The organism is Opitutus sp. ER46, assembly GCF_003054705.1.
Classification (GTDB): domain Bacteria; phylum Verrucomicrobiota; class Verrucomicrobiia; order Opitutales; family Opitutaceae; genus ER46.
This window is the reverse complement of sequence record NZ_QAYX01000020.1, coordinates 364,333-387,471: the sequence shown is the minus strand read 5'-3', so window position 1 is coordinate 387,471 and position 23,139 is coordinate 364,333. Positions and strand designations below refer to the sequence as shown.

Below are 23,139 nucleotides of genomic sequence, written 5' to 3'. Positions count from 1 at the left end.
GATTTGAAGACGGGATTTTCCGCATGAAAACACGAGTCACCCTCACCCTGATTATCGCCTTCGCGGTTCTGGGCGCGATTTTCGGCGCCAAGTTCCTTTCGATTCGCAAGGCCATGGAGGCTCGGGCCCGCGTCGTCCAACCGCCGGTGACGGTCAGCGCCGTGACGGCCAACGAGGAGGTCTGGCAGACGACGTTCCCGGCCGTGGGCTCGCTCGCGAGTTACCGCGGCATCGTGGTGAAGACCGAGCTTGAGGGCGTGGTTCGCGCGATCGCCATTGAGTCCGGTGCGGAAGTCGCCGCCGGCGCGCTGCTGGTGGAACTCGACACCTCGGTCGAGACGGCGCAACTCGCCGGCCTCGAGGCGCAGGCCAAGCTGGCCGCCGCCAATCTCACCCGCGCGCAGGAACTGCGAGCCAATCACACCAACACGCCGGCCGACCTCGACGCTGCCGAGGCCGCCGTCGCCCAGACGCGCGCGGCCGCCGATCAGCTCCGGGCGACCATCGCGAAGAAGCGGATCGTCGCCCCCTTCGCCGGCCGGCTCGGCATCGTGCGCATCTATCCGGGCCAGTTCCTCAACAAGGGCGATGCCATCGCTCAACTCGAGACCCTCGATCCCATCCACGTTGATTTCTCGCTCCCGCAGCAGGATTTCCCCCGGCTCGCCATGGGCCAGCCGGTTCGGGTCACGAGCGACGCCGCCCCGGGCCAGGTGCTCGAGGGGCGCATCGCCGCGATCGATCCGCGCGTCAGCGACACCACCCGGACGATCCAGGTTCGGGCGACGCTCGCCAACCCGGGCGACAAGCTCCGCCCCGGCATGTTCGCCCAGGTTGAGGTGGTTCTCCCCGCCGAGGAAAAGCACGTCGTCGTGCCCAACTCCGCCATCATCTACAATCCCTACGGCGACACCGTGTTCGTCGTGGAGAACGGCGTCGTGCAGCCCCGCTTCATCAAACCCGGCCCGCAACGCGGCGAGATCGTTGCCGTTCTGTCCGGCCTCAAGCCCGGCGAGCAAGTCGTCACCTCCGGCCAGCTCAAGCTGCGCGCCGGCAGCAAGGTCAAGATCGACAACTCCCTCGCTCCTGGTGCCAACCCCGCGCCCAAGCCGACCGAAAGCTGAGCCGCCATGCGTTTCACCGATCTCTTCATCCGTCGCCCCGTGCTGGCGACGGTGGTCAACCTCTTCCTGCTGATCATCGGCGGACTGGCCATCAAATCGATGGTCGTCCGCCAGTATCCTGTTACCAACAACGCCGTCATCAAGGTGACGACGACGTATCCCGGCGCCAGCGCGGATCTCATCCGCGGCTTCATCACCACGCCGCTCGAACGGGAAATCGCCTCCGCCGACGGCATCGACTACCTCGAATCCGTCAGCGCGCCCAACATGTCGGTCATCACCGCCAAGCTGCGGTTGAACTATGACCCGAATGACGCGCTTACGCAGATCACCTCGAAGGTGAACCGCGCCAAGCGCGAGTTGCCCAAGGACGCCGAGGATCCGGTGTTCGACGTCTCGATTGGTGAGACGACGTCGGCGATGTACCTGAGCTTTTCCAGCGATGTGCTGGCGCAGAACCAGGTGTCCGACTACCTCATCCGCGTCGTGCAGCCCAAGCTGGCGACGATCGAGGGCGTGCAGAAGGCCGAGGTCATGGGCGCCCGCACGTTCGCGATGCGCATCTGGCTCAAGCCGGACCGGATGGCCGCGCTCGGCCTGAGCGCCGCCCAGGTCTGGTCCAAGCTCGCGGCGCAGAACTACATCTCCGCGGTCGGCAACACGAAGGGCACCACCGTCTCGGTCAACCTCACTGCCGGCACCGATCTGCACCGGGCGGAGGAATTCCGCCAGCTCGTCATCCGCGAATCGAACGGCCAGATCGTCCGCCTCGGTGATATCGCCGACGTCGTTCTGGGCGCCGAAAGCTACGACGTCGAGGTCGGGTTCAAAGGCGAGGGCGCGACCATCATCGCGATCTCCGTGCTGCCCACCGCCAACGCGATCGACGTCATCAAACGTGTCCGCGCCGTCTGGCCCGAAGTGGTCAGCCAGCTGCCGTCGGGCCTGCATGCTGCCATCGTTTACGACGCCACCGAGTTCATCAACGACTCCATCAACGAGGTCGCGAAGACCCTGCTCGAGGCGATGCTCATCGTCGTCCTCGTCATCTACGGCTTCCTCGGGTCGTTCCGCTCGGTCGTGATTCCGATCGTGGCCATCCCGCTTTCGCTGGTGGGCGTCTGCGCCCTGATGCTGGCCCTCGGGTTCTCCATCAACCTCCTGACGCTCCTGGCCATGGTGCTGGCCATCGGCCTCGTCGTCGACGACGCCATCGTCGTCGTCGAGAACATCCACCGGCACATCGAGGAGGGACTCTCGCCCTTCGATGCCGCGATCAAGGGCGCGCACGAACTCGTCGGCCCGATCATTGCGATGACCATCACGCTCGCCGCGGTGTACGCGCCGATCGGCCTGCAGTCGGGCGTGACCGGCACGCTGTTCCGCGAGTTCGCCTTCACCCTGGCCGGCTCCGTCATCGTCTCCGGTTTTGTCGCGCTGACGCTTTCGCCGATGCTGTCGTCGAAACTGCTCCGCCATAATCCGAACCCGAAGGGCATCGAGCACTTCCTCGACGTCGCGTTCGAAAAGCTGCGCAGCGGGTATGAACGGCTGCTCGACAAGGTGCTCAATACCCGCCCGGCGGTCTACGCCGTCGCGGCGCTGATCTTCCTGGCGATCCTCCCGATGTACCTGCTCACGCAGCAGGAACTTGCGCCCGCCGAGGATCGCGGCTTCGTCATCGCCATGGGGCAGGGCGCGCCCAACGCCTCCCTCGACCAGTCGCTGCGGTACTCCCGGCAGTTCAACCAGATGGTCCGCCAGATGCCCGAGGTGGTGACCTTCTTCAGCGTGCAGGGCATGGACATCGCGAGCGGCATGCTGCGCCCCAGCTCCGGCCTCACGGGCATTGCCCTCAAGCCGCGCAGCCAGCGTGCGCTTTCGGCCACCCAGCTGATTCCCCAGATCCTCGGCCGGGCGAGCACGATCTCGGGCTCCAATTACGCCGCGTTCCTGCCGCCCTCGCTCCCCGGCGCCGGCTCCGGCCTGCCGGTGCAGTTCGTCGTCAGCTCGACCTCCGACCCGGAGCGCATCGCGGCCGTGACGCTGGACCTGCTGCAGCGGGCGCTCGGGAGCGGGAAGTTCATCTATGGCGACACCGACCTGCGCTACGACCAGCCGCAGGCGAACATTCGGATCGACCGCGACAAGGCGGCCTTGCTCGGCATCGATATGAACCAGCTGAGCTCCGACCTCGGGGCGATGCTGGGCGGCGGCTACGTGAACCGGTTCTCGATCCAGGGGCGCGCTTACAAGGTCATCCCGCAGGTGACGCGATCGGCCCGCCTGACGGCGGAGCAGCTGGATAATTACTACATCTCCAGCAAGGGCGGCCTCGTGCCGCTCTCCGCGGTCGCGCAGATCGAGGCGTCGACGCAGCCCCGCGATCTGCGGCGTTTCCAGCAGTTGAACGCCGCGACGATTTCACTCCTGCCCCGCCCGGGCGTGTCCATGGGCGAGGCGCTCGAGTGGCTGAACGCCGAGGCGAAGCAGGTTTTCCCCGAGGGCTTCACGGCCGAGTACAAGGGCGAGTCGCGCCAGTTCGTGCAGGAGGGCAGTTCGCTGATGGCGACGTTCGCGCTCGCGGTCGTCGTCATCTTCCTCGTGCTGGCCGCGCAGTATGAGAGCTTCCGCGATCCGGTCATCATCATGATGGCGGTTCCGCTCTCGATCGCCGGCGCGATGGTGTTCCTCTTCCTGGGCGTCGCCACGCTGAACATCTACACGCAGGTCGGCCTGATCACGCTCGTCGGCCTGATCACCAAGCACGGCATCCTGATGGTGGACTTCGCCAACAACCTCCAGGAGCAGGGCCATGGCGTGCGCGAGGCGATCGAGCACGCGGCCGGCATCCGGTTGCGCCCGATCCTGATGACCACCGCGGCGATGGTGCTCGGCGTGTTGCCGCTGCTGGTGGCGGGCGGCGCCGGCGCCGAGGCACGTTTCAGCATGGGGCTCGTCATCGCGACCGGCATGTCGATCGGCACGCTGTTCACGCTGTTCGTCGTGCCTTCGTTCTACGTGCTGGTGTCGCGTCCCCGCGCCAAGCCGGCGGCCGCGCCGGTCGTCGCCCACGCCTGATCCGGGCGGAGCCAAGTCGGGCTCGTTTTTCGGCCGTCGCCCCGGGCGGCGGTCGCCCCCGCCTTGCGTCGGGCGCAGGCGTTCGCTACCCCGTCGAGCTGCATGGAGCTCCGACACCTGCGCTATTTCAAGGCCGTGGCTGAACTGTTGAACTTCAGCCGGGCGGCCGAGCGTTTGAACGTGGGCCAGCCCGCGCTCAGCCGGCAAATCCGCGATCTCGAGAATGAGCTCGGTGCCCGGCTGCTGGACCGCAGCCATGTGCGGGTGCAGCTGACCGACGCGGGGCGCACGTTCTACACCCATACCTGCAAGATCCTGGCGCAGGTGGACATTGCGACGGCCTCCGTGCACCAGACGCTCGAGGGGCTCGGGGGCGAACTGATCATCTGCAACGACTGGCGGCTCTCGAGCCAGTTCGTGCTGGGGGCGATCGCCGAGTTCCGGGCCACGTTCCCACAGGTGGAAGTCAACCTGCGCGACCTGCACGTCCATGAGCAGTTGACCGCGTTGCGGACGCGGCAGGCGCACTTGGGGTTTCTGGTGAATCGCGAAGTCGGCAAGGCCGACGAACTGCGGTCGATGCACCTGCAGACCGCCCAGCTGCTCGTCGCCGTGGGAGCGCAACACCGGTTCGCCTCGCGGGCGTCGATCAAGATGGCGGAACTCGAGGATGAAACGTGGCTGTTGGCGGAGGATGCGCCGGGCCTCCGTGAGTTCATCAGCCAGCTCTGCCGCATGAGCGGCTTCAGCCCGCGATTTGCCCGGCCGGTGCGCAACGTCGAGTCGCTGATCGCACGCGCCGCCATGGGATTTGGGGTGTGCCTGATGCCCGATTTTGCCGCGGCCGCCCGTCCCAATGCCATGGTCCGCTTCCTGCCGTCGGATTGCCCGCCCCTCGAGGTGAGCGCCGCCTGGCACGCCGGCGAGACCTCGCGCCTGCTCGAGCAGTTTCTCGGCATTCTCAAGCATCACCTCGCCGCCGGCGCCCCCGTGCTGAATTTCAACGCCGGCCAGACTGGGAAGAAGACCGCCGCTCCCCGCAAACGCCCGCAAACTGGCTCCTAGCCATTGCTGGTTGCTCATCCTTCCCAGAATGGCGCAGCCATTCTGCTCAGGCGAACGGCGGACACGTGCCGCCGTTCGCCTACCGGTCGCTTTCCGTGGCGACGACCAGCGTCAGCAGCGTCAGGATGAGAACGGCGACGATCAGGTTCATGGCGGGCTGAGTGTACCCGCTGGGGTGGGGACCGCGGAAATGCCTCGTTTCACTGCGGGTTATGCCCGGCCGGCATGGCGTCAGGCATGCCGGCGACGAAGGGGCGTTTGCCGCCGGCCAAACTGACGGTAATGTCAGGCGGACAGAATGGTCGACCGAGCGACGCAACCTAAGGTGACGCCCGTCCTGATGAAGCCCTTTCCCACGCCCAAGCGGGGGGATTCCTCCCGCCCCACCTCAAGGACCCCTGGCCCCGGCCGACACGCGGCTGGGCGGAAGGAGCGTTGCCTGCAGCGATGAACGCCCCATCCCCGGCGAGTGTTGAACCACCGGCCGCGCATCTGCGCGTCCTCGTGGTCGAGGACGAGGAGAAGACGCGGGACTCCGTCGCCGAGGGTCTGCGCCTCGAGGAGTGGCAGGTGACCACGGCCGCCGATGGCAACGAAGCCATCCGGTTGGCCGAAAGCGGCGCCTTTGACCTCCTCATCCTCGATTGGATGCTGCCGGACCGCGACGGGCTTGAGATCCTGCAGCACCTGCGCGGGCGTGGCATCGAAACCCCGGTCCTGATGTTGACCGCGCGCACGAAGCTCGACGACCGCGTGGTCGGCCTCGAAAGCGGCGCCGACGACTACCTGATGAAGCCTTTCGCGTTTGCGGAGTTGCTGGCGCGCTGCCGGGCGCTGCTCCGGCGCCCCGTGCTGCGGACGGGCCGGCTCCTCAACCATGCGGACCTCCAGCTCGACACCCGCGCGCGCATCGCGCTGCGGTCCGGCCAGGAAATTCCCCTCACGCCCCGCGAGGTCGATGTCCTGGAATACCTGATGCGCTACCAGGGGCAGGTTGTGACGCGTGAGATGCTCGAACGCGACGTCTGGAAGCAGACGAGCCGTCTTACCTCCCTGGACAACGTCATCGACGTGCAGATGATGCGGCTCCGCCGCAAAGTCGACGCTGAGGGCGCGGAGAAGCTGATCCACACCATTCGCGGGGTGGGGTACCGCTTCGGGAATGCCTGACGCGATCCGCCAGTTCATCGCCGCACACGTGCCCTCGGTCGAACGACTGGAGGTCCTGCTGCTGCTGTGTGAGTCGCGACCGCGGACGTGGACGATCGACGAGATCGAGCAGCGGATTCGCAGCAGCCGTGAATCCATCGCGCAGCACGTGGCCGCGCTGATCACGGGTCGGCTGTTCGTCGCCTTGGACGTCGCTCCGGTTCGCTATCGCTTCGCGCCGGAGGCCCCCGCACTCGAACGGGTGGTCGTCGACCTCGCGCATTCGTATCGCATGCGACGGGTCACGGTCATCCAGCAGATCTACGCCGAGCGCGCCAACCGGCTGGCGAACGACTCGCCCGCCTGCTCCACCTAGCGTGGATCGTGCCCGGCGCGCCTACCGCGCGTCCAGCAGCGACCGGATCAGCCGGAGGAGTTGCTCGGGCGCGAACGGCTTGGGCAGGAAACGGTCCGCTTTTTCCAGCTCCAGTGGTTCGCCTTTCTGCTCGGGCGCGTAGCCGCTGGCGTAGATCACCTTCAATGCTGGGTCCTCGGCGCGGAGTTCACGGGCGAGTTGCCGGCCGGATATCCGGCCGGGCATGACGATGTCGGTGAGCAGGAGCCGGATTTTGCCGCGATTCTGCTCCCACTGCGCGCGTCCCCTGGCGCCGGATTCGGCCTCGATGACGTGGTAGCCGTGGCGTTCCAGGAAACCGCGGACCGCCAGCCGCATGCTGGGTTCATCCTCGACGAGCAGGATCGTTTCCGAACCGCCCGAGACCGCCGGGCTGGACTCGTTGCCGTCGGGTGCATTCTCGGTCGGGGTGATGACCGGCAGGAAGATCTCCACCCGTGTTCCCTCGCCAACCTGGCTCGAGACGCTGATGCCGCCGCGATGCTGCTTCACGATGCCGAACACGGTGGCAAGGCCCAGCCCGGTGCCCTTGCCTGCTTCCTTGGTGGTGAAGAAGGGTTCAAAGACATGGGGCAGGACGTCCGGCGGGATGCCGGCGCCCGAATCGGTCACGGTGAGCGCGACATAGCTGCCCGGCTCCACCGTGCGCAGGCGCGCGGCGGCCTGGGCATCGATTTCCCGCGGCGCGGTCGTGATCTGCAAGCGGCCTCCCGCGGGCATCGCATCGCGGGAGTTGATGACGAGGTTCATCACCACCTGGTCGAGCATGCCCGGGTCGGCTACGGTGCGCAGCGGGCTGGGGTGGAGGGCGATTTCGAGGTGAATGTCCTCGCCGATGAGCCGGCGCAGCATCTTGCCCAGATTGCCGACGACCTCGTTGAGGTCGACCGGCCGGCTCTGCAGCTCCTGACGCCGGCTGAACAGCAACAACTGGCGCGTGAGATTGGCCGCCCGCAGGGCCGCGGCGCGAATCTCCTGCAGGCATTCCTGCAGCTCCGTTGGGAGCGCCGGATCGGAATGCGCCAGCTCCACCTGCATGACGATCACCGAGAGGATATTGTTGAAATCGTGCGCCACGCCGCCCGCGAGTTGGCCCACCGCCTCCATCTTTTGCGACTGGCGGAGCTGGGCTTCCATCTGCCGGCGCGACGTGACATCCCGTGCGACGCCAACCATGCGCTCCACCTTGCCGCCGGCGCCCTGGACCGGGAAGGCCCGGTCGCGGACCCAGCTGACGGCGCCGTCCGGGCGGAGGATCCGATACTCCTCATCGTAACCCACGCCGGCTGCGCGCGCGGCCATCGTCCGGCTCACGCGTTCGCGGTCGTCCGCATGCACGCTGGCGAGCCACATGCCCGGGTCCTGGATGAGTTCGCTGCAGCGTCGCCCCCAGATGGATTCAAACGCCGGGCTGACGTACAGCACCTTGGGCTCCGGCGTGGTGGCCGCGACCCAGAAGGCGTCGGTGATTGTCTCCGCGAGTTGGCGGAACCGCTCTTCGCTCTCGCGCAGCTGCAGCTCCGATTCCTTGCGATCCGTGATGTCCTGCAGCGAACCCGAGACGCTCGCCGACTGCCCATTGGCACCGGCCAAGATGCGTCCGATGGCACGGACGTATTTTGTCCGCCCATCCGGCACGCCCACACGGAATTCGATATCGAACATCAGCCGGTCGTAGATTGCGCGGCGGAAGGCCCGATGGACGCGTTCGCGATCGTCCGGATGCACGCGGGCCAGGACCCGGTCGTAGGGCGCGCCGCGCGCGCTGGCGTCGAGTTCGAACGTGCGCACCACTTCTTCGGACCACTCCAGCTGCTGCGTCGCGAGGCTCATGTGCCACGTGCCAAGTCGCGAGAGATGCTGGGCGTCCTTGAGCTCGGCCTGGCTGGTGCGCAGCGCCGCCTCCGTCCTTTCCCGACTCTTGATTTCCTCGGCCAGGACGCGATTGGTCCGGCGCAGGCGGGCGCGCTCCAGCAGCACGCGGATCAGCAGAACCGCGGCGGTCGCGACAAGGGCGGCCAGCAGCACCACGAACCACGCCTGGCGCCAGACTGGCGGCTGCACCTTGAGCCGGAGCTTCGCCGGGGTTGGGTCGACGTTGAAGCTGCGGTCGCGCGCGCGGACTTCGAACAAATGCTCGCCGGCGCCGAGCGAGAACAGCGTGGTGCCACGGTCGGCCGTGTAGGCGGACCAGGGGCCGCCGTCCAGGCGGTAGGAGTACTCCAGCCGCGAATCGTCGCCGGTGGCCCACGGTGCGGTACCGTCCCACAGCACGGAGATGTGGCCGGGATACCCGATCACCTTCGGTCCCGGCCTGAGGACGGTATCCGGCGGCGTGCCGGTGGGCACGTGGCTGTACGCGCGAAAGGCCTCGGCTTGTGCGTGTGCGCCGGGCTTCACGCGGGGCCAGCCGCGCCGGAGCCACTCCGGCGGATAGTGATTGATCCAGATGCGATTCTCCCGCCCGGCCCGTAGGCTGCCTCCGGCGTCCGGCAGCGTCAGCGCTCCAGGCAACACTGACGTCCATGTCTGGCCGTCAAAGCGGCTGTAGCCGCGATCGGTCGCAGCCCAGATCGTGCCGTCCGCGGTCTGCGCAAAGTCGCGCACCGAGTTGGCCTCGAGGCTGCCCGAGCCTTGGTAGCGCCACCAGTTACGTCCGTCGTAACGGATGGCTCCGTAGCGGCGCGTGCCGAGCCACAGATCGCGCTCCTCGGACGTGAACAGGGTGTCGACGGAATCGATGCTCACGCCGACCGCCGGGCTGACGCGTTGCCAGCGCTTCCCATCGTACGCCGCCAGGATGGTCCTTCCCGCCCACACCCGGCCGTCAGGCGAACCCGCAATGCGGCTGAACTTGCCGATCGGCTGTGGCGATTGCGTCGCGGGCAGGAGCGTGCGCGCATCGTCGTCGGCTTCACCGGGAAAAACCCGGCCGGGCTGGTGGTGGTGGATCCAGCGCCCGTCGCGATACTCGAGAATCCCGGCCCGGTGCCGGGCGGGACCGTTGGTGTCCACCGCGGCGCCAAACCAGAGCGCGCCGTCGAATCCCTCCCAGATGGCCTGGCCATCGATGCCCCAGGAGAAGTTGGCGTGCACGGTCCGGGTCCAACGCCGGCCGTCGAAGCGCGCCGTGGCGGCTTCATTCTCATGGCTGCCGGCGACCCACACGTCGCCGGCACGGGTGACGATCAGGGCGACGGGCACGCTGATGCCGCCATCTTCGGCGCCGTAGCTGGTCCACGTGTCGCCGTCATGACACACGATTCGTCCACGCTGGTGGATGAACCACTCCCGGCCCGCGGAGTCTTCGCCCTGGAACATCAGCTCGTCGAGCGTACGCCAGCGATGGGTCGAGTAATCGATCCGGAGAATCTCCGTGTTTGGGCCGGCGATCCAGAGCGCGCCGTCGCGCGTTGCGCAAAGGATGTTGCGGGCGCGGGGAATGGGCACGGCCGGCCGCTCGTAGGTGCGCCATCGGCCCTCGCGAAAGGCACTCACGACATAGCGGGCGGAAAGCCAGACCGCGCCGTCGCGGGTTTGCAGCGGGTTCACGCACACCTCGGGCAGACCGAGGGTCGCAAGCGGCGTGGCCCGCCAGCGGGTGCCGTCGAACTGATTCAGATGCGCCGACCGGGTTTCGTACGTCACCCAGACCTCGCCATTCTTCAGTCCCAGAATATACGGGCGCAGACCGCGCACGAGGCCGTCTTTCTCGTTGTAGAGTTCCCAGACGGGTGGGCTGGTGGGCGTGGCGGCGGGGGTCAGCCGCAGCAGTTCGCCGCCGGAGGTGCCGAACCACAACCGGCCCATCGCGTCGCGGCAGGCCTCAAATAGGTCATGCCGGGCCAGCGCGGGCGGGTTTCCCGGGAGGATCGGTTCCTGCACCGCCGCGGGCCACTCCTGGATGGAGAACGCGGGCGCGGGGTTGAAGTGTGCCGCGCGCAGTTGCGCGGCGCGTTCCGCCGTCGTGTGCAGCGTGCAGGTGGTGCGCCGCAGTTCCACCGCGCCGTAGGAGGAGGCGGCCCACACCGTGCCGTCGGGAAGCGAAACCAGCCGGCGGACCTCGGTGTCGCGCTCGGCCGCCAGTTCATAGCGGCGCGACCAGGTTCCATCCCGGTACTCGCTGATGCCCCAGCGGCCGGCCGCGAAGATGCGGCCATCACCGGTGGTGTGAAGCGCGAGCACACCACCCGGCAACTGGGTCGAACCATCGTCCGCCTGCCACCGGACGCCGTCGAAGTGCCACAGCCCGTCGGCCGTGCCGAACCAGAGGGTGCCGTCCGCCGCCTCGGTCATGCAAAGCACGCCCATGCCGGCAAGCTGGGGAAAGACGCGCCAGCGCCAGGGCTCGGACAACGGGTCGACGGTGAGGGGTTGGTAGGGTTCCGCCGCGATGGCGGATGGGGTCAGAAGCACTCTCAGGAAGAGCGCCAAGATCCACATGAGGTTTCGCCATCTGGCTTTCACCCACATAGTTCGGCGCGAGAGCGCAGCCGGATGGCCAGTTGCCGTCAAATCAATCCACGGGATGGCGCCCGAGTATTACGAAAACTGTGACAGATGGGCGGAGAGGAAATTTCCGCGCGACGGCCGCGGCGCTATTCCGCGCGGGCCGCTGCATCCGAATCGAGATGCAGCTCCTGGCAGGCGCGCAGGTAGGCGGCGGCGGACCACGCCTGATACGCCTTGCCCATCGGCCGGCCGGTGACGCCGTGCACCCATTCGTTGAACTCCCATTCGCGGTTGCGCCCAAGCCGGTTGACCTCGGCGAGCTTCACCAGTTCGTGGCGGGCGAGGTCGTGGAGCCCGAGCCGGTGGATGAAGCGAACCCACAGGCCGCCGATGAACGGCCAGTGGCCGCCATTGTGATAATGGTGCGGGAGGTTCAGCAGGTTGACGGTGTAGTACGGCCGCCAGTCCGGGTCGCCGGACTGCACCGCGGGGTAGAGGTTGGCAACCGGGTAGGGATTGTTCACGCCGACGCCCCACATGAAGCGGAACGCGGTGCGCGCCCGGTCGACGTCGATCACGTTGGTCAGGAACGCGAGCAGGTTGCCGATCACGTCGCAGCGCCAGTTGAAGGCGAACGGCGTGATCTCCGCGATCAGGTACTGGGCGTCGCCGAGCGAGGCCTGCCGGTCGGCGAAAGTCGGGGCGCTCTTCGGATCGCGCGCGGTCGAGGGCCAGAACGACGCCTTGATCTTGCCGGCGATGTGCTGCGACCAGCGCAGGAACTCCGCGGCGCGGTCGAAATCCTGCTGGTATTCGAGGAGCCGGCCGTAGCAGACGTTGGCGCGATACCACAACACCTCGTCGTAAAGCACGTGATAGCTGCGCCCGAAGAGATCCGTCCAGTCGCCCGCCTCCGGCACCTCGATCAGCCCGTCGTTGTTGCTGTCCTGCGCGCTCAGCCACTCCATCGTCCGGCGGAGTGTCGGCGCGTATTCCGTGAGCAGCGCGAGGTCGCCCGTTTCGGTCACATAGTGGTACACGGCGAGGATCAGCCAGAGCCCGCTGTCGATGGAACAGATCCCGCCCACGCCGCTGTACTCCGGCGTGCCGTCATCGATCCGCACATTGGCGGGGACCTGGCCGTTCGGCGCCACCGTGTCCAGCAGCGTGCGCAGCGTCCGGCGCTGCGCGTCCCGCAGGTCGGGATCATCCATTTCAATCGTCTGCACGACGGTGAAGCAGCCGTCGCGCGCCCACACGCTGCGGTAGTTCGCGTCGGTGCCGGTGACGGTGTTGTCCGCCAGCGAACACGCGGAGAAGCCCAGCGGCGTGATGTTGCGGCGCAGCGTCGCGAGCGCCTGCTCGTAGCCGGTGGCGATCAGCGCGCGTTCCTCCTCATGCAGCGTGCGGAAGGTCTCCGGCGCGAAGAGCATGCCGCGCCAGGCGGCGTGATGGCGCTGGCCGGAGGGCAGGCCGCGGCCGACCGGCACCTGGGGAATGACGCCGAAATGCTTCAGCCCCTCGAGCACGCCGTCGGCCATGACGTTGCGGGACACGAAGGTCGGCAGCTTCACGACCGACTCGAACAACTCCGGCTGCGCATTCTCGACGACGATGCCGTGGACGCCCGGCAGGAGGAACATCGCGCTGTCGTTGCCGGTATCCCCGGCCACGAGGACGCTGGTCAGCGGCAGGTTGAGTCGCGCGCAGAGCCAGGCGAGGGCGTTGCCCTTGTTCGCGCGGCTGGGCAGCACGTCGAGGTCGCGCAGGCTCGAGTACACCACGTTGACCTGCAGGCCGGCAGACTCGAAACGCCGGCGCAGCTCGTCGATCTTGGCGCGGTCGGCGCGATGCAGGTACCAGCTCGATTTGTACGGGTGCAGAAACTCGGGCGGCTGGCGCTCGACGCCCGGCATGGCCGTCATGATCGCCTCGACCTTGGCGAGGTCCCAACCTTCGCCGAATTGCGCATTGAACGCCGGCTCTTCGTGGTGCGTTCGATGGTTGTACAGCTCGGTGCCGACGCCGCCGATGATGTAGTCGGGCTCGGGCAGCCGGCGCGACAACACGAGGGCGCGCGTGTCGGTGACGCTCCGGCCGGAGTTGTACACCAGCAGGGGCCGGGTCTCGCGCGGCAGCGCCTCCCAGGCCTGCTTGAAGCGCAGCGTCGACTCGGGGTTGCCGAGCAGCGTGCCGTCGAGGTCGGACGAGAACAGGCGGATGGAGGGCGCGGGTGCGGGAGTCATGGGAGCGCAGACCGGCCGGTCGGATACGGTGGATGGTTCGCCGGGCGGAGTGCGCGTCGACTGTGCTTGGCTGGGCATGATTCGCGAATCGAAAGCGGCGGGTAACGGCAAAAAGGCCGCACCTCACAGGAGGCGCGGCCGGGAACACCGGTTCAAATGCAAGGGGACGCCGGCTGACTCAGTCGCCATCGTTCCAGGGCTGGTCCCACTCGCTGTCGTCGAGCGTGACCGCCGCGGTCATGCGGTGTTCGACCGCGGCGACGAGCTGGTGCGCGATGCCGGTCCAGGTAAAGAGACTGCGCGCCTTGTGCGCACCCATGTGCGCGAGCCGGTTGCGCAGCCGCGGATGGCGGAAGACCTTCGCCATGGTGATGCCGAGATCCTCGCGGTCGAAAGGATCGGCGAACAGCGCATGCCGGCCGAACGAGAGCGCGCGATAAAGCCCGCCATGGACGGTCACCACCGTGGGCGTGCCCGCCGCCATCGCCTCGATCGCCGTCATGCCAAACGGCTCATAGCGGCTGCAGAGCACGAACAGGTCGGCGGCGCGGTAGTAGTCGGCAAGGTCGGCATCGGCCACGAAGGAACCAAACGTGATGCGCTCGGCGTAGCCCGTTTTCTCAGCGCGCTCCTTGAGCTCGGTCAGGAGTTTCTCCTCGTTGGCATTCAACTCCTGCCCGCCCACCGCCAGGTGGAGGACGGCGTCGGGTTGCCGCGCGGCGAGCACGGCAAAGCCGTCGATCAGAAGGTCGTAGCCCTTGTTGCGGGCGAGCCGACCCAGGGCGAGCACCACCTTGCCCTTGAAGCCAAGCCGGTCGCGGATTGCCAGGCGCGAGGCCTCGCTCACCGGGTAGAAGCGCGTGTCGTCGTAGCCGGGCGGCACCATGCGCACCTTTGCCGCCGGCACTTCGTAGTCGTTCACGATCAGGTCGAGCTGCGGCGGCGTGGTGGCGATGACAATGTCGCAGTCGGCGTACAGCTTTCGCTCCTCGCGAATCCGCCGGTCAAAATTGTACCGGCGCTCGAACTCCGCGGCGCAGTCCGGGAAGTCGGCCTCCATCTGCCGCTGCTTCCAGAGACCGAGCGAATGGGGGGTGTGAATGTGCGGCACCTGGAGCACGTTGGCCAGATGCTGGGCCGCCAGCCCGGCGTCCCAATAGTGACTGTTGATGAACTTGTAGTTGAGGCCGTGCCGCGCGATGAAGCGCAGCGCGTGCTCGTTCCACTCCGCGAGGTGCTCGCAGAGGTATTCCTTGGGCAGGAAGTCGCCGCCGCCGCAGGGCATGCGGACGATGCGCACGCGGTCGGACACCGGTTCGAGCTGCGGCTGGGAGGCAAACTGGCGCGTCCAGATGTCCACTTCGTAGCCGAGGCCGGCGAGCTTCTTGGCCAGTTCCAGAACATAGACCACCTGGCCGCCGGTATCGGCGGCGCCGAGGGGCGGAACGGCGGCGACGTACCCGTGGGTTGAAACCATCGCGATGCGGGGCAGCGGGCTGTGGGCGCGCAGCAGGTCGGCAGGCGGACGCGGCGCGGGCGTGGCGGTCAGGGAACGTTTGCGGAGTCGCACCAGCGAGGTGCGGATCGGAGTGGGAACGGAGTCATGAACCATCGCGGTGGACCTTATGGCGGGTGGGGAAGCGCGCCATGGTTCCCGGCTGACATTTTCGTCAGCGAAAGCGGTCTGCGATCCGCGGGCTTGCGCGGGGCGCGCCGTGCTGCCTTGTTGCCAGCGGGTTCGGGGCCAGACGGCCTCGGAGGCATCCGGAACAGTCGGGCCGCTGTTCCAGCAACACCTTGCGCCGCTCGCGCATGATGCCTCCAACCCCCGGTTCCGGGAGGATGCGGCATCGCCGGGCGTCGCCTTGCCGATCATGCCTTCGCTCGAAAATTCCTCCGACATCGCCTCCGCCCAGGAGATCTCCCACGCCACCTGCCGCTGGGTCGGCCACATGGCCGATGACGTCGGCGCGACCTACGGGACCACGCCGCTGGCGGTCCTGACGGCCACGCCCGACGAACTGGTGCTCAGTGGCACGCGCGGAACCTTCCGCTTGCCGCGCGCGCACGTGCGCAAGGTGGGCCGCGGCGGCTTTTATCCGTGGCTCTTCGCCGCCGTGCGCCTGCATCACGACCTCCCCGGACTGCCCGAAATCCTGCAGTTCAAGTCGCGCGCAGCGCGGCCCGCCGAAGTGCGCGCGGCGCTGGCGCGGCTCGGGTATCCGACGAGTTGATGCCGGCCTGCCCGTCGCCTCCGCTCCCCGGCGTCGTACAGATTCTTATGCTCACGAGCGTGCGGCGCCGAGGCCCGCGTCGGGCGTTGCAGCCGGGCCTCGGCGGCGGTCGCGCCGCGCGCGAGGCTAGAGCCGACGCTGCACGCCGGCGGGGCCGACCTCGAAGATCGCGAGCTCCTTCGTCGGCGGCACCGGGACCGCGCGGCCCTCGCACCGCAGTTCGCCGCTCACGGTCTCACCTGGCGTGATCGGCATCACGAGGACGAACATCGTGGCGCCGTCGCCACGAATGGCCGTGACGTACGCGCCGGGCAGCTGGGTGACGGGCGAGGGAAGGCCGAGCGCGGCGACCGACGTGATCAGCGCCGCCGCGTCGCCAATTGCGAAGGCCGGCTTGGCGGCGAGCTGGAGAGCGCGCCCGTCCACCGTGCGCTGCGGCACCGTGTCGATGAAATGAAGCGGGAAACCCGCGGCCTGGAGACGTTCGATCATGGCGAGGCAGCGCGCTGTCACGACGCTCGCTCCCGGCAGCAACACGGCCTGGTAAGCCTGGCCGCGGACGATCAGCCGACCGGCGCGGAACGTGGCGTCGGCGAAGAAATCCTCGGAGATCGCGTCCGCCTGGACGCCGGCGGCGGGCATCGCCCCGACGAGGCGGTTCACGCGGTTGATCAAGCCGTCGTTGGCGGGCTCGCGCCCGGTGGCGAACGTGGAGAGCGGATACACGACGGCGACCTCGGCGACGGGCAGTCGGTAGCCGGTGATCGCGTGGACGCGGCGGGTCTTCTCGATCCAGCCCGGCAGGAGAGGCCACGTGACGTGGTCCGGGAAGCCCGGGCCGAAGTTTCGGCCGCCGCCGATGGCGCCGGTGGAACCATACGAATGCTGCAGCCACTGGTTGGAGAACAGCGGCATCAGGTCGTTGAAGTAGGCGGGCACCTCGGGGCCGTAGTTGACGCCCCAGCGGTTGTAGAACGCCTGCTTGCTCCGCGAGAACCGCCCGAGGCTGGCCGCCTGCACGAGGTAGGAAACCTGCTCGAGCTTCCGCTCCAGGCTGCCGGTGAAGTAGCCCTCGAAGCCGCTGTCATCGGTGTAACCGGCGTCAACGCTGTCGACCCCGCGCCAATAGTCGGCGGAGCCGTGGTAGAGATTGTCGGGGAGGCTGTGCCAGTTGTGGTGGATGCCCATTCGCAGCGGGCCGAAGAGCTTCTCCCCGTGCCGCCACGCGCGCTGCTCCGCGCCGAAGACGTAGTCCATCACGAGCTGGAAATAGTCCTGTCGCACGCGCAGGTGCCGGTCGTTGTTGAGCGGTAGCAGCAGGGCGGCCAGGTTGGCGCGCAGGTCATAGCCGTACTTGGCCGCGAAATCCCGGTAGATCCGCTCGCTGATCACGTACTGGCCGAACTGCAGGTAGTAGCCGGGCTCGTCCCACCACAACCCGTCAAAGCGGATGCCCTCGGCATGATAGTGGTCCAGCAACCCGAGCATGAGCCGCTCGTGCTCCGGGGAGTCGAAGGCGAACATGTTCGTGCGGAATCGCGGAAACGCGACGACCCACCACTCGCCGGGCGGCAAGTCGAGGCGGCCGAACACTTCGACGTAGTTGAGCGCGCGGTTGATGAAGAAGCGGTGTTGCGCGGTGACGTCGCGCACCGAGGCGGCGCGGACGCGGCCGTCCTGCCGCTGGTACGCGAAGACCCGATCGACGCCGACCGGGTCGAACCACAGGCTGACCTCGGTGAGCATGTGGGTGTCGCGGCGCGCGGGATAGTTGTAGCGCAGCGAGAAGCGTCCCTGCGCATCGACGCGGGCCTCATTGAGGAGCGCGCGCTCCGGGTCCGCGCTGCCGGCCGGGGCAGTCTTCGCCATGAAATCGCGACCGGTGAGGAGGACCTCGGCGCCGTAGCCGGTTTGCGTGACGACATGGTGGGCGCCGAAGCGTGGATCGGGGCCCCAGATGAAGGCGATGCCCTCACGCCGGCAGGCCTCGCTCGCGACTTTCACTGCCGCGGTCATCTCCGGATCGAAAAGCTGGTACCGGGTCGCGCGCGGCATGACGAAAAGCCCGTCGAAGCCGGCGCCCTTCAGGTCGCGCAACTCGGCCAGCAGGACGTCGGGGTTCTCGATCTCCTTGTCCTGCCAGGTCCAGAACATCGTGGCGAACGGACCGCGGCGCGCGGCCGCGGTCGCCGTGTCTGATCCGGGGGCAGCGCCGCCCGGCGCAAGAGGGGACGTCGACGCCGCGGGACTGCGCAGCGGCAGCAGGGCGAGGATGGCCAGCAGGCCGGCGAGGCGGATGGTGGCGGCGGGGCGGGGCAGGGTAACGTAGAAGCGCATGGCGGCGGGCTGCGGACTATTGGGTGGGTGCCTGCGGCTTGAAGTGAATGGCGCTGTTCACGGCGCCCGGCTTGGCGGCCTCGATCTTCAGGGAGGGATTCTGCACCAATCGGATGATTTCTGCGCCGGCGTAGATCACGGGCCCGATAAACGTCGTGTTGGGGCCGGCGCCGCGGAAGAAGTAGTACGTGCTGTCGTTGGCGTAGGTGGTGCCTTCGCAGATGCCGTCGACGCGGCCGTCGGGCAGGACGCGGGTGGCGAGGCCGTTCCAGCCGGTCAGCGCGGCGGGTCCGTAGATCGGGCTCAACCAGCCTTCGTTTACTCCCCGGGCGATCGCATAAACGAACATCGCGCTCGCGGAAGTCTCGAGGTACGTCTCGCTGTGATCGAGGAGGTTGTGCCAAAGCCCGGATCCGTCCTGCAGCTCGACGAGATGGCGCAGGTGCTGGCGGTAATAGTGCAACACGCGGTCGCGGTTGGGGAAGTCCTTGGGCAACTCGGCGAGCAGTTCGGTCATCGCGAGCGCGGCCCAGCCGTTGGCGCGGCCCCAGTAGAAGCGGGGGTCGTAGCCGTCGGTGTTCTCGCTCCAGCCGTGGTCATAGAGTCCGTTTTGTGGATTGAACAGGCGGGCGGAGGCCTGCGTGACCTGGCGCACGGCGTCGTGCCAGTATCTCGTGTCACCGGTCATGCGGCCGCGCTGGGCGAGAAACGAGATGCCCATGTAGAAATCATCGGTCCAGAGCGACACCGCCTGCGGTCGTTCGCGGGCGAGGGTGCCGTCGGGCAGTCGGAACTGGCCGTGCGAGATGTAGGCGTCGACCACGCTGATCCACTCCGCGTAGCGCGGGTCGGGGTGCTTGAGGTGCGTGCGAATGAGGCCGGCGGTGATTGCGCCGCAGTGATCGAGCGCGGCCATCTTGACCATCTTCGAGAACTCATGCCGCTGACCGGTCTTCTCCTCCCGTGCCCGCAAGTACGGCATCCACGTGAACACGAAGTCGTAGAATCGATCCGGATACTCCAGATACCGGCGGTCGCCGGTGATTTCCTCCATTCGGTGCAGCGCGCTGATGATCACGCCATTGGGGTAATCCCAGCGGTTCATGGCGGCAAAGCGGCCGTCGATGACCGCGTTGGGGTTCAGGTTGCCGAGGTCGGGCCGGGTGATCTCCTCGCCGGTCGCCTGGTCGAAGACCCGAAAGCTGGACTGCCGCAGGACATAGCCGTTGATGCGGTCGACGACGGCGCGTACCTCCGCCGGCTTCGGTACCTCATACGGCACCACGTACTGCGGGACGGCGCCATCCGGTTGGTCGACGCGCTGGCGGTAATCGGTCTGCTCGGTGGCGAACGCGGCCCCGGCAAGGAGGGGCAGAAGCGCGAGCAACGGGAGACAACGGCTGGGGAGGAGCATGAGGAAGAATGTTGGGGGCGCGGAGGAGGCGCCACCGAGTCTGTTGGCGGGGAGCGGATGGGCGAGTGGAACGGAGAGCGCGTCGTCGACCAGGGGGGGCCGGCGGGGACGACGCGGGCAGAGCCAAATCTCATGGCGCCACGGACATCCGTGATGGAGTCGGACTGACCGTGAAGCGTGGCCGAGGGGGCGGCAAGGTGTCAGGGCCCCCGGCGCGGACGGTCCGAAACGGGTGCAGCAATTACTTAGCGGATAGCGAGCACACACGCGCCGATGTACCGGGGGTAATGTCCCCAGCCACACTGTCCTCCCATCCCACCGCCCAGCGTCCGCGTCGGTCCGTCAGCATTCGTCGACGGCTGCTCGTCTTCCCCCTGATCTTTCTCGTCGCGCTCGTGCTCTTGCAGGTCGTGACCTTGATGTTCCAAGGGCGGCTGGTTCAGGGGATCAGCGGCCACATCGGGGAGCAGATGATGCAGGGACACCGGGAGAAGCTAAAGTGGACGACCGAGGTGATGATCGCCTCGTTGGCGCCGCGGCTGGCGACGCTGAAGACCCGGGAGGAGCAGATCGCCGCGATCATCGCGGAGACCGATCCCATCCGGTTCTTTGGGGACAAGTCGGGCTACTTTTTCGCCTACGACCTGACCGGCACCCGGATCAACGTGCCGACGAACAAGAGCGGGAACGGCAAGAACTTCATAGACGCGACGGACCCGAACGGCGTGCGCTTCGTGGCGGGACTGGTCGAGGCGGGCCGGCAGGGAGGCGCGTTTGTCGAATACGTTTTCGACAAGCCGGGCGCGGGCGTGCAGCCGAAGCTCAGCTACGCGCAGCGGATTCCCGGCACTGACTTTGTGCTCGGCACCGGGATCTATATCGACGACGTCGCGGCGCAGCAGGCGCAGGTCGCGGCTTCGGTCGCCGCGCAACAGCGGCGTAATCTTGGCTATGTGGTCATCGCCCTGCTCGTGCTCACGGCCGTCGTCGTCGGCGCTTCGCTGGTGGTGAGCGGCTCGGTCAGCCGGGCGATCCGCCGGGCGATCGAGGAGTTGCGCAAGAGCTCGGACGAACTCTCCTCCGCTTCGGCCCATGTGTCACAGACCAGCCAGACGCTGGCGCAGAACTCCACGGAACAGGCGGCGGCGCTCGAGGAGACCAGCGCGGCGATTCACGAGATTCAGGGCGGCATGGACAGCAATGCGGAGCGGATCACGCAGATGAAGGAGTCCGGTGCCGCGGCGCGCGTGGCCGTCGAGGAAGGCGAGCGCGACATGGCGGCGGTCAACGACGCGATGCAGGCGATCAAAGCCTCGAGCGACGAGATCGCGAAGATCACCAAGACGATCGACGAGATTGCCTTTCAGACGAACCTGCTGGCGCTGAATGCGGCGGTGGAAGCCGCCCGCGCGGGCGAGGCGGGCGCGGGGTTCGCCGTCGTGGCCGAGGAGGTGCGGGCGCTGGCGCAACGCAGTGCCCAGGCAGCCAAGGACACGGCGGGCAAGATCGAGACGGCGATCGTGACCAGCGCGCGGGGCGTCGAGCTTAACCGCCGCGTGGCCACCGAGCTCAAGACGATCGCCGAGAAGACCCGCCACGTGGACCAACTGGCCGCCGAGGTGGCCGCCGCGTCGAAGGAGCAGGGCACGGCAATCTCCCAGGTGAGCGGGGCGGTGGAGCAGATGAACCAGACGACGCAGTCGAACGCGGCCGGCGCGGAAGAAAGCGCCAGTGCCGCCGAGGAGGTCAGCGGCCAGGCGCGGGCGCTCGAGGTGACGGTCGTTCAGCTGGCGACGCTCGTCGACGGCGAGAAGGCCGCGGTGGCCTCGCACCCGGAGAAGCCGCGGGCGCTGGCCCCGGTCGCGGGGGCGGCCAGGCTGGCGCGAGTGGCGGCGAAACCCGCCAAGCTGCCGCCGACCGAGCGGCGCCGCGCTCCGACCGATCCGAACGCGATCACGTTTCACTGAGCTGCCCAACGGGCCGGGTCCGTTACGCCGCCGGCGGCCGGTGATGCGCGGCTAGAGCTCGATCGTTTCGCCGATCGCGGGCAGGTGCGGCGTGATGCCGTGGCGCTGCGCGATCACGTCGCGGAGGACGTTCCGGGCGTCGGGTTCACCGTGGGTGAGGCAGACGCGCGGCTTCGAGGCCGCGAGGGCGTCGAACCAGGCCAGCAGATCGGCCTGGCCCGCGTGGGCGCTGAAGCCGCCGAGGGTGTGGACCTTGGCGCGGACCGCGATGGTTTCGCCGAAGATGGTGACCTTGGTGGCGCCGTCGACCAACTGGCGGCCGAGCGTGCCGTGACCCTGATAGCCCACGATGATCACGTGCGCCTGTGGGCTCCAGAGGTTGTGCCGCAGGTGATGCAGGATGCGACCGGCGGTGCACATGCCGGAGCCGGCGAGAATCATGCACGGGCCGGGCACGCCGTTGATGGCGCGGGACTCGGCCGGGGAGGCGGTCATGTGCAGCGTCTTCAGGTCGAGTCCGATCGGTCGGGCCTTGAGGAAGGCGACGGTCTCCTCGTCGTAGAGTTCGGGGTGGCGCTGGTAGATGGCGGAGGCCTCGATGGCCATCGGGCTGTCGAGAAAGACCGGGAACGGTTTCAGCTTCTTCTCGCGGAAGGCCCAGGCGAGCAGGCCGGTGAGGAGCTGCGCGCGGCCAACGGCGAAGGTCGGCACGAGAACCTTGCCGCCACTCTGGATCGCTTCGGTGATGATCTGGACGAACTCCTGCACCGTCTCGGCAAACGGCTGGTGGTCGCGGTTGCCGTAGGTCGACTCCATGAACACGGCGTCGGCGCTGGTGAACGGCTCAAACTCCTTGAGAATGGGCGCGCTCTTCGGGCCGAGGTCGCCGGAGAACACGATCGTGCGGCGCGCGCCCTTGCCGTCGTCGACGAGCAGTTGGATGCTCGCGGAGCCGAGCATGTGGCCGGCTTCGACGAAGCACGCCTGGACGCCCGGCGCGATGCTGACGGGCTCGCGGTAAGGCACGGGCCGGAGCTGGCTGATGATCTGCTCCGCATCGGCGCCGGAGAACATAGGCACGAACGGCGACTCGCCGGCGCGCTCGCGAATCCGGTTCTGGCGTTCGGCGTCCTGGGTCTGGATCCGGGCGGCGTCGCGCAGGATCAAGCCGGTCATGTCGACGCTCGCCGGCGTCGTGAACACCGGGCCCTTGTAGCCGGCCTTGGCGAGCAGCGGCAGCCGGCCGGTGTGGTCGAGGTGGGCGTGCGTGAGCAGCACCGCCGACAGCGAACCCACGTCGGGCAGCGCGCCATGATTGAGCGCGTCGGCCTGCGGCCCGCCTTGGAACTGGCCGCAGTCGATCAGTACGCGCGAGCGCAGGGTTTCGACGAGATAGCAGGAGCCTGTGACTTCGCCACCGGCAGCACCAAGAAGCGTGATTTTCATAGGAGCCCGCGCCGAACGCGGAATGCCGCGGAGTGTGCACCGCCCGCTTGGCGCGAAGCAACCCCGGATCGCCAGGGAATCTTTCTCGTTCTCTTTCTCGTTCTCGTTCTCTCAGAGCCGGCGCCGCCGTGCGCCGGGCCGGGACGATGCGACATCGACGAGAACGACGACGACGAGAACGACGACGACGAGAACGACGACGACGAGAA

At 67.7% G+C, this 23,139-nt stretch carries 13 protein-coding genes; 7 read left to right on the top strand and 6 right to left on the bottom strand.

The features are described from left to right. The first annotated feature begins 23 nt into the window (after window positions 1-23). The 5 genes from DB354_RS08280 to DB354_RS08260 all read left to right on the top strand — a co-directional run bounded on the left by DB354_RS08280 (window position 24) and on the right by DB354_RS08260 (window position 6,795). Window positions 24-1,124 (top strand): efflux RND transporter periplasmic adaptor subunit, encoded by a 1,101-nt coding sequence (locus DB354_RS08280; protein ID WP_107834977.1) that lies wholly within the window; start codon window positions 24-26, stop codon window positions 1,122-1,124. A 6-nt stretch (window positions 1,125-1,130) separates the two neighbouring features. Then, window positions 1,131-4,205 carry an efflux RND transporter permease subunit gene (locus DB354_RS08275; protein WP_107834976.1) on the top strand — a complete coding sequence of 1,025 codons (3,075 nt, stop codon included), beginning with the start codon at window positions 1,131-1,133 and terminating at the stop codon, window positions 4,203-4,205. A 102-nt stretch (window positions 4,206-4,307) separates the two neighbouring features. Further along, complete coding sequence (locus DB354_RS08270) at window positions 4,308-5,270, top strand: LysR family transcriptional regulator (protein WP_107834975.1); 963 nt, start codon at window positions 4,308-4,310, stop codon at window positions 5,268-5,270. A 447-nt stretch (window positions 5,271-5,717) separates the two neighbouring features. Beyond that, window positions 5,718-6,440 carry a response regulator transcription factor gene (locus tag DB354_RS08265; protein WP_199226813.1) on the top strand — a complete coding sequence of 241 codons (723 nt, stop codon included), beginning with the start codon at window positions 5,718-5,720 and terminating at the stop codon, window positions 6,438-6,440. After that, window positions 6,433-6,795 carry a hypothetical protein gene (locus tag DB354_RS08260; protein WP_107834974.1) on the top strand — a complete coding sequence of 121 codons (363 nt, stop codon included), beginning with the start codon at window positions 6,433-6,435 and terminating at the stop codon, window positions 6,793-6,795. The genes DB354_RS08265 and DB354_RS08260 overlap by 8 nt, the downstream gene beginning before the upstream one ends. A 21-nt stretch (window positions 6,796-6,816) precedes the next feature. On the opposite strand, the gene DB354_RS08255 is transcribed toward DB354_RS08260, so the two are convergent. The 3 genes from DB354_RS08255 to DB354_RS08245 all read right to left on the bottom strand — a co-directional run bounded on the left by DB354_RS08255 (window position 6,817) and on the right by DB354_RS08245 (window position 15,009). Continuing rightward, window positions 6,817-11,250, bottom strand: a complete 4,434-nt coding sequence (locus DB354_RS08255) for a PAS domain-containing protein (RefSeq protein ID WP_158277440.1) — start codon at window positions 11,248-11,250, stop codon at window positions 6,817-6,819. A gap of 182 nt (window positions 11,251-11,432) precedes the next feature. After that, complete coding sequence (locus DB354_RS08250; protein WP_107834972.1) at window positions 11,433-13,532, bottom strand: HAD-IIB family hydrolase; 2,100 nt, start codon at window positions 13,530-13,532, stop codon at window positions 11,433-11,435. A gap of 178 nt (window positions 13,533-13,710) precedes the next feature. After that, entirely contained in the window at window positions 13,711-15,009 is a 1,299-nt protein-coding gene (locus tag DB354_RS08245) for a glycosyltransferase (protein ID WP_343205569.1), read from the bottom strand. Between the two features lie 397 nt (window positions 15,010-15,406). Here DB354_RS08245 and DB354_RS08240 point away from each other — a divergent pair, with 397 nt between their 5' ends. After that, window positions 15,407-15,766, top strand: a complete 360-nt coding sequence (locus tag DB354_RS08240) for a hypothetical protein (RefSeq protein ID WP_107834970.1) — start codon at window positions 15,407-15,409, stop codon at window positions 15,764-15,766. A gap of 126 nt (window positions 15,767-15,892) precedes the next feature. On the opposite strand, the gene DB354_RS08235 is transcribed toward DB354_RS08240, so the two are convergent. Together DB354_RS08235 and DB354_RS08230 are read right to left on the bottom strand one after the other, a co-directional pair. Then, on the bottom strand, window positions 15,893-18,103 hold the full coding sequence (locus DB354_RS08235) for a hypothetical protein (protein WP_107834969.1): 2,211 nt from the start codon (window positions 18,101-18,103) through the stop codon (window positions 15,893-15,895). Between the two features lie 16 nt (window positions 18,104-18,119). Further along, window positions 18,120-19,517 carry a glycoside hydrolase family 88 protein gene (locus tag DB354_RS08230; protein ID WP_107834968.1) on the bottom strand — a complete coding sequence of 466 codons (1,398 nt, stop codon included), beginning with the start codon at window positions 19,515-19,517 and terminating at the stop codon, window positions 18,120-18,122. 287 nt (window positions 19,518-19,804) lie between these two features. Here DB354_RS08230 and DB354_RS08225 point away from each other — a divergent pair, with 287 nt between their 5' ends. Continuing rightward, window positions 19,805-21,484, top strand: a complete 1,680-nt coding sequence (locus tag DB354_RS08225; RefSeq protein ID WP_158277439.1) for a methyl-accepting chemotaxis protein — start codon at window positions 19,805-19,807, stop codon at window positions 21,482-21,484. Window positions 21,485-21,535: 51 nt separating this feature from the next. Here DB354_RS08225 and DB354_RS08220 read toward each other — a convergent pair whose 3' ends face one another. Then, complete coding sequence (locus DB354_RS08220; protein WP_107834966.1) at window positions 21,536-22,930, bottom strand: MBL fold metallo-hydrolase; 1,395 nt, start codon at window positions 22,928-22,930, stop codon at window positions 21,536-21,538. Window positions 22,931-23,139 lie beyond the last annotated feature (209 nt).